A 15,149-nucleotide genomic window follows, 5' to 3' on the forward strand; every position below is an offset into this window, starting at 1 on the left:
GCTGTTAAACCGCACTCAACCTAGCTTTTATTGCTAGGCTGTTCTGTTATTAGGCTGCTAACAAGGTGTTACTAAGGATCCTTACTCTATGACCACAGTACTGCTACTGATTGCCATTATCGCTTTTATCGTGGTGGCAACGGCTAAATTCAAACTACACCCTTTTCTTACGCTGCTATTGGCCGCTTTTTTACTGGCATTTTTTAGTGGCCTGCCCATTGCTAATACCGCGAAAACCATCAGTGATGGCTTTGGTGGCATATTAGGCTATATCGGTCTGGTTATTGTGCTCGGCACCATTATCGGCGTGATGCTAGAGAAAAGTGGTGCCGCCATCACCATGGCCGAAGCCGTGATCCGCGTATTAGGGCCAAGATTTCCTACCTTAACCGTATCGATTATCGGCTACTTAGTGTCTATCCCGGTATTTTGTGACTCGGGTTACGTGATTTTAAACTCGCTTAAGCAGTCTTTGGCCAATCGCATGCGGGTATCCAGTGTTGCAATGAGTGTGGCGCTGGCCACCGGTTTGTATGCAACCCATACTTTTGTGCCGCCAACCCCAGGCCCCATTGCGGCCGCGGGTAACTTAGGTCTTGAGTCCAGTTTAGGGCTGGTGATTGGTGTGGGTTTATTGGTGTCTGCTTGTGCCGCTTTGGCGGGTTTGGTGTGGGCCAATCGTTTCAAGAACGAGCAGCCGGATGGCGAAGGTGCAGAAGAACTGATAGAAAAAGCAGAAGAATTCGAAGCAATGAAGCAGCGTTATGGAGTGCTGCCGAATACCTTTAACTCCTTTGCGCCTATTTTTGTGCCAATTTTGCTGATTTGTTTAGGCTCTGTGGCTAACTTTCCTGCTGAGCCTTTGGGTAAAGAAGGTATTTATCAGCTATTCAACTTTTTGGGTCAGCCGCTGAATGCCTTGCTGATTGGTTTGTTTTTATCGTTTGGTCTGCTGAAAGGCGACCATAAGCTGGAACAGTTCAGTGAGCACATTGCCAGTGGATTAGTGTCTGCCGCCCCAATCTTGCTGATTACCGGTGCCGGTGGTGCTTTTGGTGCTGTCATTAAAGCCACGGATGTGGGCAGCTATTTAGGCATGACCTTATCGGGCTTAGGGGTGGGTATTTTTATGCCCTTTATTGTGTCCGCAGCCCTTAAGTCGGCTCAGGGTTCTTCTACCGTTGCACTGGTGACTACCTCTGCATTAGTGGCCCCTATGCTGGGTGACATTGGTCTGGGCAGTGAGATGGGCCGCGTGCTGACCGTGATGGCCATTGGTGCCGGCGCTATGACGGTGTCTCATGCTAACGACAGCTTCTTTTGGGTAGTGACTCAGTTTAGTAAGATGAGTGTGCCCCAAGCTTATCGTGCGCAAACCATGGCCACCTTAGTACAAGGGGTCACCGGCATGGCCGTGGTATACGTACTCACCTTGATTTTACTGTGAGATATAAACCAAGCTCGGTTAGCTCTGACTTTAGTTAGCACTGACATAAGCTACTCATGCAGTATTAGAATAAGGCCAGCGTTATGCTGGCCTTACTTATTGATATTCTCTCATGTGACCAGTAACTATCTCTTGCTTGCTCACCTTATCTCCCCACACCTTATGTGGCTTGGGAATCACGGTGAAGCTGCTGCAAACCAGCAATCAAGGTTTGGATAATACAGGCGCGGGTTTAAGAAACGGGGCGGGATCAATGGGGCCTCTGGAGTAAATCCCAAAGTGAAGATGCGGTGGCGTGGTGCGGGCGTTACCGGTGTTACCTACGTATCCAAGAATGTCACCTTTGTTAACGGTATCCCCGGATTCAATCGCAAATGAATCCAAGTGTGCATAGTAATAGCGGGCACCACTGAGCCCCAGCATACCGCCCGATAGCCACACATGATTGCCGCCAATGCCACCGGTGCCGGTACGAACACGGCCGTCAGTCACGGCTATCACCGCTGTGCCCTTCTTCGCAAAAATGTCCACGCCGTGATGTGCTCGGGCACCGCCATCGCGCGGGGCGCCAAAGCGGCTGCCTATATCGCGCGGCGATGCGCTAGCTACCGGAAATGGTAAAGAGCCGCCCTGAGCGATGGCCAGTGCATACTCCACTTGGCCAAATAACTCCGGTTGCAGCACAATGCGATACTCACCGGTTTGCGACACCACTCGACTAGCCGTTGCGCCATCGGCGCTTAGCTCCGTTAAGGTTGACCAACCTTGGCCATCACTGCGACCTTGCTCAAGACTGGCGTACAACCTGCTACCAGCAGTATCTGCACGAGAGAGCTGCCAAACCAATTTGGCTCCTTGCTCAAGCGTCACCTGATACACATGCGCGTTAATCTGATCCGCATTAAAGACACTCGCGGTGCGAAAGCGATGGCCCACCCGCACCGGCTGCTGATTCGCCCGCTCCACAGCACCTGTCCATTGCTGACCCAGAGGGCTGCTTAATAGCCCAGCCATGCGCAAACGCCACACAAAAACCTCTCTCGGTGACCAGCCCAATAGCTCGAAGGCAAGGTAGCGAGCACCACGCTCGCTACTGTTAAACGCGGTCTGTCGCCAATCATCTCGCACCACCAACGCCCCTATTAGCAGTACTAACAGGCCCAATAGTAGCCAAGGGCGCAGCCTACGCTTGCTGACCGTGCTTGGCTGCTCAGGTTTATTTGAGTTAGCTCCGGCTGCGTCTGCAGCGTGCGGATTATCAGCGACTTGGTGGGGATCACGCATATCAATACTCACCCTCTAGTCATGGTGGCCAGTGCGTCACCCTAACGTCATAAAACCCATAGCCTGGGTTAATGGCCATTATCAGAAAGCGGATTGAACTGCATAGCCAAATAGGATGCAAATTCAGTATTTAAACTATGATAACCATTAACAGTAAACATGTTTTCAAAAGCCAACTTGCGATTTAAGACCCGATTTAAAATACTCAATCAAGGGCTGCTTGGTAACCATACCTTAGATACTGCTAAAGAATCATCACGCAATATCCGCCGCCCCGAACCTAAGGATAGTTAAATGAGTGACTTGGAAGCTAATCAAAATAAGGCCGCTGAAAAGCAAGCTCAGGAAGCCGCAGAGGAACAAGAAGCACGGGTCAGAACCCAAGAACGCGAGTCCCGAGAACGAACACCTACCTCCAGCGAAAAGTCATTAACGCGCAAAGAGCGGGCTACGGTGGCTGAACATGGGCATTTATCGGCGTTAACGGTGTACTCCATCATACTGCGCGAGGGCGAGTCTGAGCTGCAACGGCCAAAAGCATCACTGTGGTGGTCCGGCGTGGCCGCGGGAATTGGGATATCCACCTCGGTTATTGCTGAGGGCGTGATCCGCTCCAATCTAGGCTCCGATCATCCCTATCTGACCTTAATTGAAAGCCTAGGCTACACATTCGGGTTTGTGTTGGTAATACTCTGCCGACTGCAACTGTTCACCGAAAACACCATCACTGTCATATTACCGGTGCTGGCTGCTCCCACACGCAACCGCTTCTATTGTGTAGCACGCCTGTGGGGGATTGTATTGTTAGCTAATTTTATTGGCACTTTTTTAACCGCCGCCATCGGTGTTCACGGCGGTATTTTTTCGGCCGATATTTTAGCGGCGATTCTAGAGATTTCGCATCATGTGGCAAGCTTTACCCCAACCGAGGCTTTTTTACGGGCCATTCCCTCGGGCTTTTTTATTGCCGCTTTAGTGTGGATGCTGCCTTCAGCGAAGGAATCCGTGGTGTTGGTCATCATCATGTTCACTTGGCTGATCGCAGCTGGGGGCTTTACCCACGTGATTGCCGGCTCCAACGAAATTTTCACACTGGTACTTAACGGCGATATGACTATCTTTACTGGCTTTATCTACCATATTTTCCCCGTGCTGATCGGCAATATTCTCGGCGGCACCGGCTTATTCGCGATGCTAGCCTATGGTCAGGTTCATGAAGAAATGTAAGGTGGCAAACTCGTAGCATTAGCAGCAAGCGTTTTTGGGCAGGATAACTGCCCTATACGTTTAAGGTTAACCCTGCGGGTTGCGGGCTTGCTTGCCAAGCTCAGCACTGTATTTTTCAACCGCGCCCTGCCCTTGGTTTTTTGCACTTGCTTCTACTTGCGCCAAAAATTCCCCTACATGCGCAAATGCCGCTTCTGCCTCCGGTAGCAGTGGCGTAAATAAGTGCCACACATGCACCATGTCAGGCCAGCTTTGCACGGTCACCAATGAGCCCGCCGCCTGCGCCTTTGCTGCATACTGTTGAGCATTTTCTAGCAGTAACTCAGATTCACTGACCTGTATCAGCGTTGGCGGGAGCTGGTGTAGGTTCCCTCGCAGCGGAGACACCAGCGGGCTGCTGGGCAATGTTCGCATACTCAACACCGCGACCAACCACCGTAGCGGCAAGGGTATGCGCATCAGTTTCTCAAGGCTGGGGCCCAACATGGCATCGGTTTTTAGCTTGTCTGGCGCAGACTGCAAGGTGAGCATAAGATCCGTGGAGGGCGACAGAGCAAGCGCCGCATTGGGGGGTGGCAGCTCCTGATCACGTATCCAAGCAATCAGCACTAAAGCGTGACTGCCGCCAGCAGAGTCTCCGGCAACCACCAGAAAATCCGCTGTTTCTTTCCCGTTTGGCCCGTTGTCGAGCAGCCAACGATAAGCCAGCTGACAGTCACTAAGGCCATCCTGATAACGATTTTCTGGCATCAGCCGGTAATCAAGGGCGAACACACAAGCGTTGGCCAACCTCGACAATCGATCAGTAATGGCGCGATGACTTTTCGGGCTGCCAGCAATCCAAGAGCCGCCATGAATATAAAGTATGCGCCGGTTAGGTGCCGCTCCCGGTGCTACCACCCATTCTCCCTTGGGCGCGCCGTTTACAGAGGGCCGGATGCTTGAGATAACGTCCAAGCCGTCACTCATACTATCCATGCAGCGGCGCAGCTCTTTTATCCGCGCTCGGCCACGCAAACCTTCAGTGGCGGCATGCATACCATTAATTTTTTCAAGCACCTGCCGGTGGCTTTCATTGAGTGACGAAGCTGTGTTGGTTTCGTCGTCTTCTTCACCAGCCCAGTGTTTACGGCGCAGCGCCAGCACAGCCGATACCAGTGCAATTATTATCAGAGCCATTGTTATCAGAGCAAACCACATCATGAAAATCACCTATGGCAAATAACTGCACTCAGCCAGCGCAGTTTAGGTTAGCTCGGCGCTAACCTGTTGCAAGGTCTGTAGCCAAGCGGCGGACTCTTGAGCGCCAGAGACAAGGTATTTACCGTTAATAATAAACGCCGGCACAGAGGTTACCCCCGCCTGCTGGTACTTGGCTTCATCTGCTCGTACCTTTGCCACATATTGATCGGACTCCAATACCTGCTTGGCGGCGACTGAGTCCAGCCCCAGCGCGGTAACGCAGTCTAAGAGCACTTGGTGATCTGAGACATCCAGCGCGTGGCCAAAATACACATCAAACAGCGCTTGTTTCATGGCGGTTTGCTGGCCCTGTTCACCGGCCCATTTAACCAAACGGTGCGCATCAAAGGTATTACAGGTACGTCGTTGCTGAATGCTATCGAAGTTAATACCCAGCTCTTGGGCAATCGTCATCATATGACTCTGATTGTCACGCATCTCTGCTTCGCTCCGCCCGTACTTTTGCGCCAAGGCCGGCAAGATAGGCTCCCCCTGACCGCTATGGTCAGGGTTGAGTTCAAAAGCATGCCACTGCACCGTGAACGTATATTCGGTTGCCAACTGCTGCATAGCTCGCTCCAGTCGGGCATAGCCGATAGCACACCAAGGGCAGGCGATATCGGAAACAATATCTATCTGTATTTTATTCATCATGAGTCCTATCAATATGTGGAGGAATTAGAGCAATTCGCGGCTGACGTTGACCACCCGCCCTTCTACGGTGCGCTGTATCTTGTCTTCAATCTGGCTACACTGGGATTCGACCTCGCGCTTCGAATTCGCCACTACCACAAATGACCATTCACTGGCATCGTGGCGATCGTGCTCGCCACTCTCACATACCGCAACCATTAGGCTGCGGCCAAACCGTTCATGCATGCCGCCGATGCGCTGGCGCTTTTCTTTTAAAGAGCCGCATCCGGGCAGCGAAAAAGTCATGATTAGAATACCGATATGCATGCCTGCTCCTTACTCGAATGCTATCAACGTAGGTGACAAATTTAGTACTCAGCTTAACTAACTGTTAGGCAAACCGTTTGAGTATTGTTCAGGAATCGCCCTCATGAGTTCAAGAGCCAAAGTATTCGCCAGCGTTCTCGGATCGCCCAGCGGTAGGCTTTTGTGATTGAGGTAGTCGATAAGGCGACTATTGTTTTCTTGTACCGCCGTTGGCGCTTTACTGTAGTCAGTATTGCCGTTTATGCGCAGCACAAATATTTCCGTGCCGTGGTACGTCTCATGATGGATCATACCCACGGCTCGTCCATCCAACATAAAGGTGCCGGCATTGTCATATGACACCGGCGAACGAGGAGAGAACGAAGCGATAGCATCTAAAATGGTAGATGCTACGTTTTGCAGAATGGCCGGCGCGGCGTAGAGAGTTAAGTTTGGAAACACGAAAGACATCGTTGGAATGGCCCCGAATAAGTAGACACTTCTTCAGAGTGAGGAAGTGTATGCAATACCGAACCAAACGTAAATTTAGTAATGAATTTAAGCGGGAAGCCGTTAAACTCTCTGTTTCATCACCTAAAACATTAGCTGAAATCTCCAGTGAGCTGGGGGTGCATCCGAACGTATTAAGCCGTTGGCGTCGAGAGTGGATAATGGACAAACCAGATTCGAAACAGGATAAGCCCGTTAAAAATGAAGGGCCAGATAAAAGCCTGCGTCAGTTAGAGCAAGAGAATAAGCGTCTTAAGAAAAAGCTAGAGCGCGCTGAACTGGAACTCGATATCTTAAAAAAGCTGGAAGAGTACGCTACCAAGACACGGCGATAAAATTTTCCTTCATCGACCGGTATCGCAGCATGAGCTGGACGGTACTGGTGATGTGTCGCGTACTCCAGGTATCTCGTGCGGGTTATTATTGTTGGAAGCAGCGCCAACGAGAGCCTTCGGTTCAGGCGGAGCGTCATCGCAGTCTGCTCGCCTTTTTATTGGCTGAAGCTGAACAGCAACATGGTATTGCGGGTTATCGGAAATTGTGGCGCGAAGCGGTTGACCAAGGCTTTGCTTGTGGTAAGAATCAAGTGCAACGCCTATTACAGAGTGTGGGCTACCGTTCTTGTGTCGCGCCAAAGCCCGGGCATCGTAAACATAAGCCAGGCATCGCTGCGACGCCAAATCTGTTAAACCGACAGTTTACGGTTGCAGAAGAGAACCGTGTTTGGGTGTCAGATATAACTCAAATACGCTGTGAAGAAGGCTGGCTCTATCTGGCGGTGATAATCGATCTTGCTACCAGACAGATAGTGGGCAAGGCTCAAGGGCCGGTTAATAGTGCTGAATTAGTGATTAAGGCCTTAAAGCAGGCTTGGAAGAAGCAGAAGCCTGATGGCCGTGAGCTGATGTTCCACTCAGACCAGGGCAGCCAATATCATTGTCTGGCGACCATGACGTGGTTGAATAAACGTAAAGTGACTATCAGCATGTCTCGCCGGGGAAACTGCTGGGATAATGCGTGTTCAGAAAGCTTTTTTGCTTTACTGAAAAAGGAATGGACCCGCCGTTTAGGGCTGTTAACTCGTAAAGAGATGGCAGAAGAAATACACTTCTACATCACGCAGTATTACCACAAAGTAAGACAACACACTGCGCTGGGAGGATTAACCCCCAACGCATATGCGCAGCAACTTAATGCTGCTTAAACTGGTGTCTACTTTAGTCGGGCCATTCCACGTTAGCGAGCCGTCGCCTGCCCACCAAGTACCAGACACGGCCTTTGCTCCTTTGCGACGGCCAATTGTCTCGTCCCACACCACCACTGCGCCCGGTAGTTCAAGGCGATGACTGTCAAGGACCTGCTTGGTTTTCGCCAGTACATCCGGCGATGAAGTAAAGTAAAGCGCCTGTTCGACGAGTCCGACCGAGGGGGCAATAAACCCCTCTGAGTCGACAGTTCCCGCCTCATCGCGATAGATTCCTTCATAGCGCCTGCTGTGAGTGTTTGTCATCCTAGCGTCCTCAATGTTAGTGTGATTGCCTAACATTTTGCTAAACCGCGTGGCACAAATTTGGCGCTGCAACAATATATACACACCAACGTCAGCGTCACCAAAACTGGTTATGTATGAACATCATTACGGTCTTTTCGCCAGACATGGTATACAGAAAAATACCATGCGATAAGAGCGGCAGGAACAGATGAGTATGCGTATTGCAATGGAATACTTTTTGGCTCGAAACCAAATAGCAGAGTGGAGATAGCAAGCACAGCAAACTGGGCTGCTATCAGGAATAGTCCGAGCGACAGGGTTAAACCCACGTTGAAGAGACCGACCACCCCTAGCAACACAGCGCCAAACGGTATAACCACAACAAAAGTAATGAGGTAGGTCAGAAAAGCGACATACATTCCTTCAACGCCTAGGTATCCGGTCACGTAGGTTAATGAGGCGACATGCGATATCGCAGCAACGAGTGCCGTCGCGTTGGCTGCTGGTATTAACCGGCCTAACAATTTTTTATGACTCATCACGCTCGCGTCAAGGTCGTATAAAGTTGCGTCATTTTGTTGGCGCTTATTATGCTGATGCACTTGCTTAGTAGTGACTTTTATCAATGGGTCACTTTATCTCCCCACACTTCTTTTAACCGTGCGTCACGGCCACAATTCCAGCGATAGACTTTATAGCGAAGCGGGCTTTTCTTATAGAAGTCTTGATGGTAAATCTCATCGCCTTTAATGGGATAGAATATCGATGAAGCTAGAATTGGCGTCACAACTTTTTGATTGGGGAACTGCTTTTCCACGGCTCTTTTTGTCTGTTCTGCAATTTGGCGCTCTTCACTATTGGCCACAAAAATTGCACTTAAATAACTGCTGCCTTTATCACAAAATTGCCCTTGGTCATCAAAGGGATCAATGTTCACCCAGTAATAATCCAACAACGCTTTATAGCTTATCTTGCTGGGATCATAGGTTATTTCAACGGCTTCATAATGGCCGTCATGGTTACCGTTGTAAGTCGGATTTTTTAAGTCCCCACCGGTGAATCCGGAGATAACATCGGTGACACCTTCAAGCTGCTCAAAATCAGACTCCATACACCAGAAACATCCTCCAGCCAACGTGGCTTTATCTGCCACGGCATGAAAGGAAAGGGGCACTAAGCTGGCCGCAATGGTCATTATCGCGAGGGGGTTCTTCATAACGTTCTCCTGTTATAGGTGAGACTGTTAGATTATCGCTTACCAAATAATGACCCTAACACACCTCGGATAAGCTGGCGGCCAATCTGACTGCCGATACTTCTTGCCGCACTTTTTACCATAGCTTCAATGGGGGTTTGCCTAGTACTTTTCCTTGCTGCTGGTTTTTTAGCGCCTCTCTCGGCTTCTTGATGGGCTTGTTTCTGGGCGGCTTGCTGAGCTTCCATGTAGGCGGTTGACTCTGCGAGCCTTTCGGCTTTTTGCTTTAGTAGCTCGTAGGCTGACTCACGGTCGACGGTGTTATCGTAACGACCTTTATAAGGTGATCGCATCATATATTCAGCACGCTCCGCATCGGTTAATGGCCCAACCCGAGACTCAGGCGGCTTAATATAGACATGCTCCACCGGTGTCGGTCTTCCCTCTGCATCCAGCACAGAGACCAAGGCCTCTCCTACCCCCAACTCTGTGATCAGCTGCTCAGTATTAAGGTTGGGGTTTTGGCGAAACGAAGCCGCAGCGGCTTTGACCATTTTTTTATCTTTTGGGGTAAAGGCACGCAGCGCATGTTGAATTTTCATCCCCAATTGACCGAGAACTTTCTCCGGTATGTCCGTCGGGCTCTGAGTGACAAAGTACACCCCCACCCCTTTGGAGCGTATCAGCCTCACCACCTGTTCAATTTTGTTCACCAGCACATCTGCCGCGCCATCAAATATCAGATGCGCCTCATCAAAAAACAAGACAAATTTCGGTCGGTCCCCATCGCCGACTTCCGGCAGGCTTTCAAATAATTCCGCGAGTAACCAGATCAGAAAGCAGGCATATAATTTCGGTGACTGATGTATTAACTTGGTCACATCCAGCACGTTAACCAAGCCGTGACCGGAAAAATCGGTCTTAATTAAATCATCCAGCTCAATGGCAGGTTCATTGAAAAAATGCTCTGCCCCCTGCTCTTCTAACACTAATAACTTACGTTGAATGGCACCAATGCTAGATGACGATATATTGCCATATTCACTCTTCAACTCACTGGCATTATCAGCCAACCAAGATAGCATTGAACGCAAATCTTTGAGATCCAGCAGTAGCCAGCCATTATCATCAGCCACCTTAAAGCAGGCATACAAAACGCCACTCTGTGTATCATTTAACTCTAACAGACTGCCGAGCAGCAAAGGGCCCATCGCAGATATGGTGGTGCGAATGTGATGGCCTTGAACGCCAAACAAATCCCAAAATACCGTGGGCACTGATCGATATTGATAATCTGCAATGTGCAGTTGTTGTATCCGCGCATCAATTTTGGGATGGGGTCTGCCGGGGGCGGCTAAACCGGAGAGATCGCCTTTCACATCCGCCAGAAAAACCGGTACTCCTAACCGTGAGAAATTCTCGGCCAAGTTTTGTAAGGTAATGGTTTTACCCGTCCCTGTAGCGCCAGCAACCAAGCCATGACGATTCGCCATGCTCGCATCCATCCTAAAATGACCGCTGGCATTGCCACCAATTAACAAACTGGGCTTATCACTCATCAAGTTCTCCAATATGAACAGCGTACACCACAGAATAATCGAGTCTCAAGGTATTACATTTTTTACTCACTGCTGTTTTACTCACTATTGCTGATTATAGAGGCTGTTCAAAGGCACTGCTGATAAATGATAAGCCAGAGTGGCAACTCTCAAAGCCCTCGGACTAGATTACTGCAGCTCGAATTACTTTTTAATTACCGAACCTCATCTTTAATAGATGGCCTCTAACATAAAAGCATTAATATATAACGGGAATAATTAACAAGACTATTAATTCGACGGGTTATGTTTATTACGTCACAAAACATAACCCGCCACTTTTCGTTCTGGTCGTAAACTTTCAGTCATTTATATTTCTACAAAAAATATAAAATTAATTAGCGAAACTCAACAACCACACAATACAAATCTAGCAATCATTAGTTATTAAGCTCACTGATACACACTCTATCTCTGCCGCCTCGTTTTGCCGCATAGGTCGCCTCGTCTGCACGAGCCAGTAAACTTTCGAGCGACTCGCCTTTTTCCAGCATGGCAACGCCGACACTCACGCTCAAGGTAACAGACTCATTGTTGTCCAGTTTAATCGGTGCGGCAGCCAAACGTTCTCTGAGTCTATTGCCTAAATTTACCCCACCACGGGAGTCTGTATTAGGCAGCACAAAAATAAACTCTTCTCCGCCCATTCGACCGCAAAAATCAATGTCTCTTCCAAGCGTTGCCGCGATATCCGCAAACCCCACCAAGGCCGCATCGCCGGCGCTGTGCCCCCAGTTGTCATTAATTTTCTTGAAGAAGTCCAGATCGATTGACAGTACTGTTAGATAGCCACCAGAGCGATACGAAAGCTTCGCATGCTCTCTTAACCGTTCTAGGGTCGAGCGTCGGTTGGCTAAGCCGGTGAGCTCGTCGGTTCTGGCCAGCTCTAACAACTTATCTTCGACTGTCTTTCTGTAAATAATGTAGCTCACCGTATCGGCCAGCAAGGCCATTAGAATGTAGTCGTCTTTACAGAAAGGCTCGGTCGGGGAATATCCCGAAAAACTAATAGTCCCATAGAGCTTGCCATCCACTTCTAACGGAATACCGATATAGGATTCCAGCTTAAAGTTTCGATAACAGGGATGATTGCGGATTTCACTCTCACCTGCAAAATGAAAACCGATGGGGCCACTCGCATGAAAGGTATGAGCACAATAAGTTTCAGAAAAATCAAAGGTGGTGTGCGGGGTCAGTTGCTCATAATGATCAATACAATGTTCAACCAAATATTCACTGCCCTTAATGCGCGCTTGAATGGCCACTTCCAGCCCAAAGTGGCTAAGACCCACCTTAAGCACAGCGTCTATTTTTTGCGTATCGGTCAGTGAAACATCAGAAGCAATCGCATGTACTTGCTGTAAGGTATCCAAGGATTGATCTGAAGTGCGCGCCGGCCGAATAATGCCAATATATCCCACCAAGGCACCTTCACTGGAGTGCATGGCAGAACCAGTAGTCAAACCTAAAAACATACCCCCGTCCATGCGCTGGTAGGCAACACGGTAGGTTTCTGCGCTTATCTTGCTGGTGGGGTTGAAGCGTTTTTTACCCTGTTCGGAAAAGTCATGCTCGTCCGCATACAGAATCTTGGTTTCATGGCCGTAAAGTTGATCTTTTGAATAACCAAACAGCGACTCTGTTGCCGAATTAACATAAACAATCTGCCGGCTGGTATCCGCCACCACTACTGCTTCTGAAAAACTATCAAATATTTCGGTGAGTACGGGTGGCGAGATAGCATCAATATTCATATTACTGTCGGTAACCGATGCTGCAGTTGTCTCTTTATTATCTTGCATAGCTAGGCCTCGGGAGAATTGTCTCAGGGAGCATTGCCTGAGGAGATGCATAGCTCAATAGTGCCTTATTAAGGTGTCTTATGACAAATTCAGTAAATGCCTGTTCAACACACCACTGTATTAAAAAATTATTGCCCACCGTCTACCTAGAATCGCCCCTCGGCAATCTGCCCCGAATTATTCAAGGCAGGCAAAACTGATAATCTGTGGCAGGATTAACCTATGATAAGTGCACGTGATCCATAACAGGCCAAATTATCCCATGATAGGTTTAAGTAACCCATGACTAATACAACCGACAACAAGAAGCCGTCCGTAGGCTCGGCTCGGCTGTTTCTGCGATTTGCCTATCGGGTTGCCCGCAACTTTCTGCGCAATCACGGGGTGTTGCTGGCGGGCGGAGTGGGCTATAACGTACTGCTGTCGGCAGTGCCTATGCTGGCTGTGCTGGCAGTATTGCTTACCCGAGTGGTGGACGAAGAGCAATTGCTAGAAGTAATGACGGTGCAGGCGCAACATTTTGCCCCCGGTCAGGCCAGCTTACTGCTTGATGCGGTGCGTGCGTTTATGGCGTCCAGAGACATCATAGGTATTGTTGGTCTGCCGATGTTGCTGTTTTTCAGCTCATTCGCTTTTCGTATGCTAGAAGAGTCCATTGCCATTATATTCCACCGCTCGGAGCTCCCTCCTCGCAACTTCTGGGTGTCTGCGGTGCTGCCCTATCTTTTTATTCTAATACTGGGTGCCGGTTTACTAGCACTGACCCTAGTATTCAGCTTGGTCAATGCCTTGTATGAAGCACCGGGGTTTATTCTGTACCTGATCAGTTTCGTGGGGGTATTTCTTCTGTTCAGCGCCATCTACAAGGTGCTGCCCATTGTGCGCATCTCTACCCGCAGAGCCATAGTCGGGGGTTTATTGCCGCCATTCTTTGGGAAGCGACCCGCTTACTACTGATGTACTATTTTCTCAATATCTCTTTCGTTAACGTGGTTTATGGTTCATTGGCCACCATTATTGTGATACTGACGAGTTTGGAGATTTCCTCCATTATTCTGTTGCTTGGGGCTCAGGTGATCGCAGAGCTAGAACGCAGCGAGCGCTACGGTTTGCCTTGGTATGAATCGCCAGACTGAGCCGGTTAACGTAAATACCATGCTGCAGGCTGTGCACGGCGCACTTGCTCAAGCTTACCCTGCTGCAACACATATTCAGCCGCAATGGAATGACAAAGAAAAAATGGCATGCTTTCAGTAAACCCGTAGGCACCCGCAAAACCAAAGATTAATTGGTCATCAACGTCCACATCACCGGCGAGCGCCACTGTGCCCAATTTATCTAAACTGGTGCAAAGTGGGCCATGCAGATCAAAATAATCAGGCTTTGCTGTTGACGCTCTGAGCATAGCCACAGGAAAGGGTTGCTCGGTAATGGCTGGGCGCATTAAATGATTAATCCCACCAGCGAGCACTAATTGTTGATGCTGAAAATTTTCTTTACGATCCACCACCGAGGTCACGTAATAGCCCATTTCAGCGACGGCAAAACGGCCTAATTCTAACCAGAGCTCGCTCACCCCAGCTTGTGCTTTAATGTTTGCTAAGTCGGCGACAATGGAGGGCCAGCTTAACTCCTGCCCGGTTTGCAGATAATCCACCCCGAGACCACCGCCTAAATCTAATACCTCTAACGTCATGTCTAGTTGTGCAGCCAGCGCTAGCAAGGGCGTGACCATTTGTGACCAAAGCTCAAACATGCGCTCATTGCTGAGCATATTTCCCCACTGGAAAATATGTAAGCCATTGATATTCAATGCAGGAAAATCGCTGACTTTGACCGTCTGCCACGCTTGGCAAGATAAACCAAAAGGCGTTACTTCGTTACCACCTAAAGGATTTTTTTCGCCCTCAGACCACTGTAACTGCACGCGTAATAACACTTGCGGTTGGCAAGATAATTCACTCGCGGCTTGGTTAAGCCACTGCAACTGGTTCAAACTCTCTACCACAAACGTGCGTACACCTTGGCTGAGAAAGGCTTTCATTTGCCGCTTTGACTTGGCTGGTCCCGTATTCAAAATGCGCGCGGCGGAAACATCTTGCGCTAATACTTGGCTAAGTTCGCCCTGACTCGCCACATCAAAATTAAACCCCTGCTGGGCAAGCGTGGTTATTACGCGCGACAATGGATTGGCTTTAACCGCAAACCACAGCTTAATCACGTCTTGGCCCATCAGCATCGACAAGTGTTGCTGAAGAAAGTCTAAATCATAAACAAAAAAACCGGCTTCATCTTGCTCGGTATCAGCACTCTTTTGCAGCGCTGCATTGTGCTCGGCTAGTGATTCAAGTACCGCAGGTCTCAGCCAGCTTGGCCTCATTGTCGAAGGTAGTATTGCCGTCATTTTTTGCTC

General features: G+C 49.3%; 13 protein-coding genes and 1 pseudogene. 4 read left to right on the forward strand and 10 right to left on the reverse strand.

The features are described 5' to 3' along the window. The first annotated feature begins 88 nt into the window (after positions 1 to 88). Positions 89 to 1,447 (forward strand): GntP family permease, encoded by a 1,359-nt coding sequence (locus CBP31_RS00845; protein WP_087034441.1) that lies wholly within the window; start codon positions 89 to 91, stop codon positions 1,445 to 1,447. Positions 1,448 to 1,651: 204 nt separating this feature from the next. On the opposite strand, the gene CBP31_RS00850 is transcribed toward CBP31_RS00845, so the two are convergent. Beyond that, positions 1,652 to 2,731 (reverse strand): M23 family metallopeptidase, encoded by a 1,080-nt coding sequence (locus CBP31_RS00850; protein WP_087034442.1) that lies wholly within the window; start codon positions 2,729 to 2,731, stop codon positions 1,652 to 1,654. A 294-nt stretch (positions 2,732 to 3,025) separates the two neighbouring features. Here CBP31_RS00850 and CBP31_RS00855 point away from each other — a divergent pair, with 294 nt between their 5' ends. After that, on the forward strand, positions 3,026 to 3,958 hold the full coding sequence (locus tag CBP31_RS00855; RefSeq protein WP_087034443.1) for a formate/nitrite transporter family protein: 933 nt from the start codon (positions 3,026 to 3,028) through the stop codon (positions 3,956 to 3,958). Between the two features lie 66 nt (positions 3,959 to 4,024). Here the strand turns inward: CBP31_RS00855 and CBP31_RS00860 are convergent, their stop codons facing one another. The 4 genes from CBP31_RS00860 to CBP31_RS00875 all read right to left on the reverse strand — a co-directional run bounded on the left by CBP31_RS00860 (position 4,025) and on the right by CBP31_RS00875 (position 6,475). Further along, the gene (locus CBP31_RS00860) at positions 4,025 to 5,137 is read right to left on the reverse strand and encodes an alpha/beta hydrolase (protein ID WP_227875077.1); all 1,113 of its coding nucleotides are present in this window, start codon (positions 5,135 to 5,137) and stop codon (positions 4,025 to 4,027) included. Positions 5,138 to 5,203: 66 nt separating this feature from the next. Beyond that, positions 5,204 to 5,854 carry a DsbA family oxidoreductase gene (locus tag CBP31_RS00865; protein ID WP_227875078.1) on the reverse strand — a complete coding sequence of 217 codons (651 nt, stop codon included), beginning with the start codon at positions 5,852 to 5,854 and terminating at the stop codon, positions 5,204 to 5,206. A gap of 24 nt (positions 5,855 to 5,878) precedes the next feature. After that, positions 5,879 to 6,160 carry a DUF503 domain-containing protein gene (locus CBP31_RS00870; protein WP_087034446.1) on the reverse strand — a complete coding sequence of 94 codons (282 nt, stop codon included), beginning with the start codon at positions 6,158 to 6,160 and terminating at the stop codon, positions 5,879 to 5,881. Between the two features lie 57 nt (positions 6,161 to 6,217). Then, a complete protein-coding gene (locus CBP31_RS00875) occupies positions 6,218 to 6,475 on the reverse strand; it encodes a hypothetical protein (RefSeq protein ID WP_151898770.1) in 258 nt (85 codons plus the stop codon). 185 nt (positions 6,476 to 6,660) lie between these two features. Here CBP31_RS00875 and CBP31_RS00880 point away from each other — a divergent pair. Next, a protein-coding gene (locus tag CBP31_RS00880) for an IS3 family transposase (RefSeq protein ID WP_087034448.1) occupies positions 6,661 to 7,853 on the forward strand; the annotation gives its coding sequence in 2 pieces (ribosomal slippage) (positions 6,661 to 6,958 and positions 6,958 to 7,853; 1,194 coding nt in all). A 416-nt stretch (positions 7,854 to 8,269) separates the two neighbouring features. Here CBP31_RS00880 and CBP31_RS00885 read toward each other — a convergent pair. From CBP31_RS00885 to CBP31_RS00900, 4 genes are all read right to left on the reverse strand, one after another. Then, complete coding sequence (locus CBP31_RS00885; protein ID WP_087034449.1) at positions 8,270 to 8,767, reverse strand: hypothetical protein; 498 nt, start codon at positions 8,765 to 8,767, stop codon at positions 8,270 to 8,272. Further along, on the reverse strand, positions 8,764 to 9,357 hold the full coding sequence (gene msrA, locus CBP31_RS00890; RefSeq protein ID WP_087034450.1) for a peptide-methionine (S)-S-oxide reductase MsrA: 594 nt from the start codon (positions 9,355 to 9,357) through the stop codon (positions 8,764 to 8,766). Before msrA ends, CBP31_RS00885 begins: the two co-directional genes overlap by 4 nt. 32 nt (positions 9,358 to 9,389) lie before the next feature. Then, the gene (locus tag CBP31_RS00895) at positions 9,390 to 10,895 is read right to left on the reverse strand and encodes a helicase HerA-like domain-containing protein (RefSeq protein ID WP_087034451.1); all 1,506 of its coding nucleotides are present in this window, start codon (positions 10,893 to 10,895) and stop codon (positions 9,390 to 9,392) included. 419 nt (positions 10,896 to 11,314) lie between these two features. Further along, positions 11,315 to 12,736 carry a sensor domain-containing diguanylate cyclase gene (locus tag CBP31_RS00900; RefSeq protein WP_087034452.1) on the reverse strand — a complete coding sequence of 474 codons (1,422 nt, stop codon included), beginning with the start codon at positions 12,734 to 12,736 and terminating at the stop codon, positions 11,315 to 11,317. A gap of 282 nt (positions 12,737 to 13,018) precedes the next feature. Here CBP31_RS00900 and CBP31_RS00905 point away from each other — a divergent pair. Beyond that, positions 13,019 to 13,872, forward strand: a pseudogene (locus CBP31_RS00905) (YihY/virulence factor BrkB family protein). Positions 13,873 to 13,877: 5 nt separating this feature from the next. Here the strand turns inward: CBP31_RS00905 and CBP31_RS00910 are convergent. After that, complete coding sequence (locus CBP31_RS00910; protein WP_227875079.1) at positions 13,878 to 15,140, reverse strand: PLP-dependent decarboxylase; 1,263 nt, start codon at positions 15,138 to 15,140, stop codon at positions 13,878 to 13,880. Positions 15,141 to 15,149 lie beyond the last annotated feature (9 nt).

This window comes from Oceanisphaera profunda, from assembly GCF_002157895.1.
In the GTDB taxonomy this organism is placed as follows: domain Bacteria; phylum Pseudomonadota; class Gammaproteobacteria; order Enterobacterales; family Aeromonadaceae; genus Oceanimonas; species Oceanimonas profunda.

Bases quoted from the DNA above. Each gene is read 5' to 3' on its own strand.
- CBP31_RS00845 (WP_087034441.1), top strand. From the start codon at position 89: ATGACCACAGTACTGCTACTGATTGCCATTATCGCTTTTATCGTGGTG.
- CBP31_RS00850 (WP_087034442.1), bottom strand. From the start codon at position 2,731: ATGCGTGATCCCCACCAAGTCGCTGATAATCCGCACGCTGCAGACGCA.
- CBP31_RS00855 (WP_087034443.1), top strand. From the start codon at position 3,026: ATGAGTGACTTGGAAGCTAATCAAAATAAGGCCGCTGAAAAGCAAGCT.
- CBP31_RS00860 (WP_227875077.1), bottom strand. From the start codon at position 5,137: ATGGCTCTGATAATAATTGCACTGGTATCGGCTGTGCTGGCGCTGCGC.
- CBP31_RS00865 (WP_227875078.1), bottom strand. From the start codon at position 5,854: ATGATGAATAAAATACAGATAGATATTGTTTCCGATATCGCCTGCCCT.
- CBP31_RS00870 (WP_087034446.1), bottom strand. From the start codon at position 6,160: ATGCATATCGGTATTCTAATCATGACTTTTTCGCTGCCCGGATGCGGC.
- CBP31_RS00875 (WP_151898770.1), bottom strand. From the start codon at position 6,475: ATGTTGGATGGACGAGCCGTGGGTATGATCCATCATGAGACGTACCAC.
- msrA (WP_087034450.1), bottom strand. From the start codon at position 9,357: ATGAAGAACCCCCTCGCGATAATGACCATTGCGGCCAGCTTAGTGCCC.
- CBP31_RS00895 (WP_087034451.1), bottom strand. From the start codon at position 10,895: ATGAGTGATAAGCCCAGTTTGTTAATTGGTGGCAATGCCAGCGGTCAT.
- CBP31_RS00900 (WP_087034452.1), bottom strand. From the start codon at position 12,736: ATGCAAGATAATAAAGAGACAACTGCAGCATCGGTTACCGACAGTAAT.
- CBP31_RS00910 (WP_227875079.1), bottom strand. From the start codon at position 15,140: ATGACGGCAATACTACCTTCGACAATGAGGCCAAGCTGGCTGAGACCT.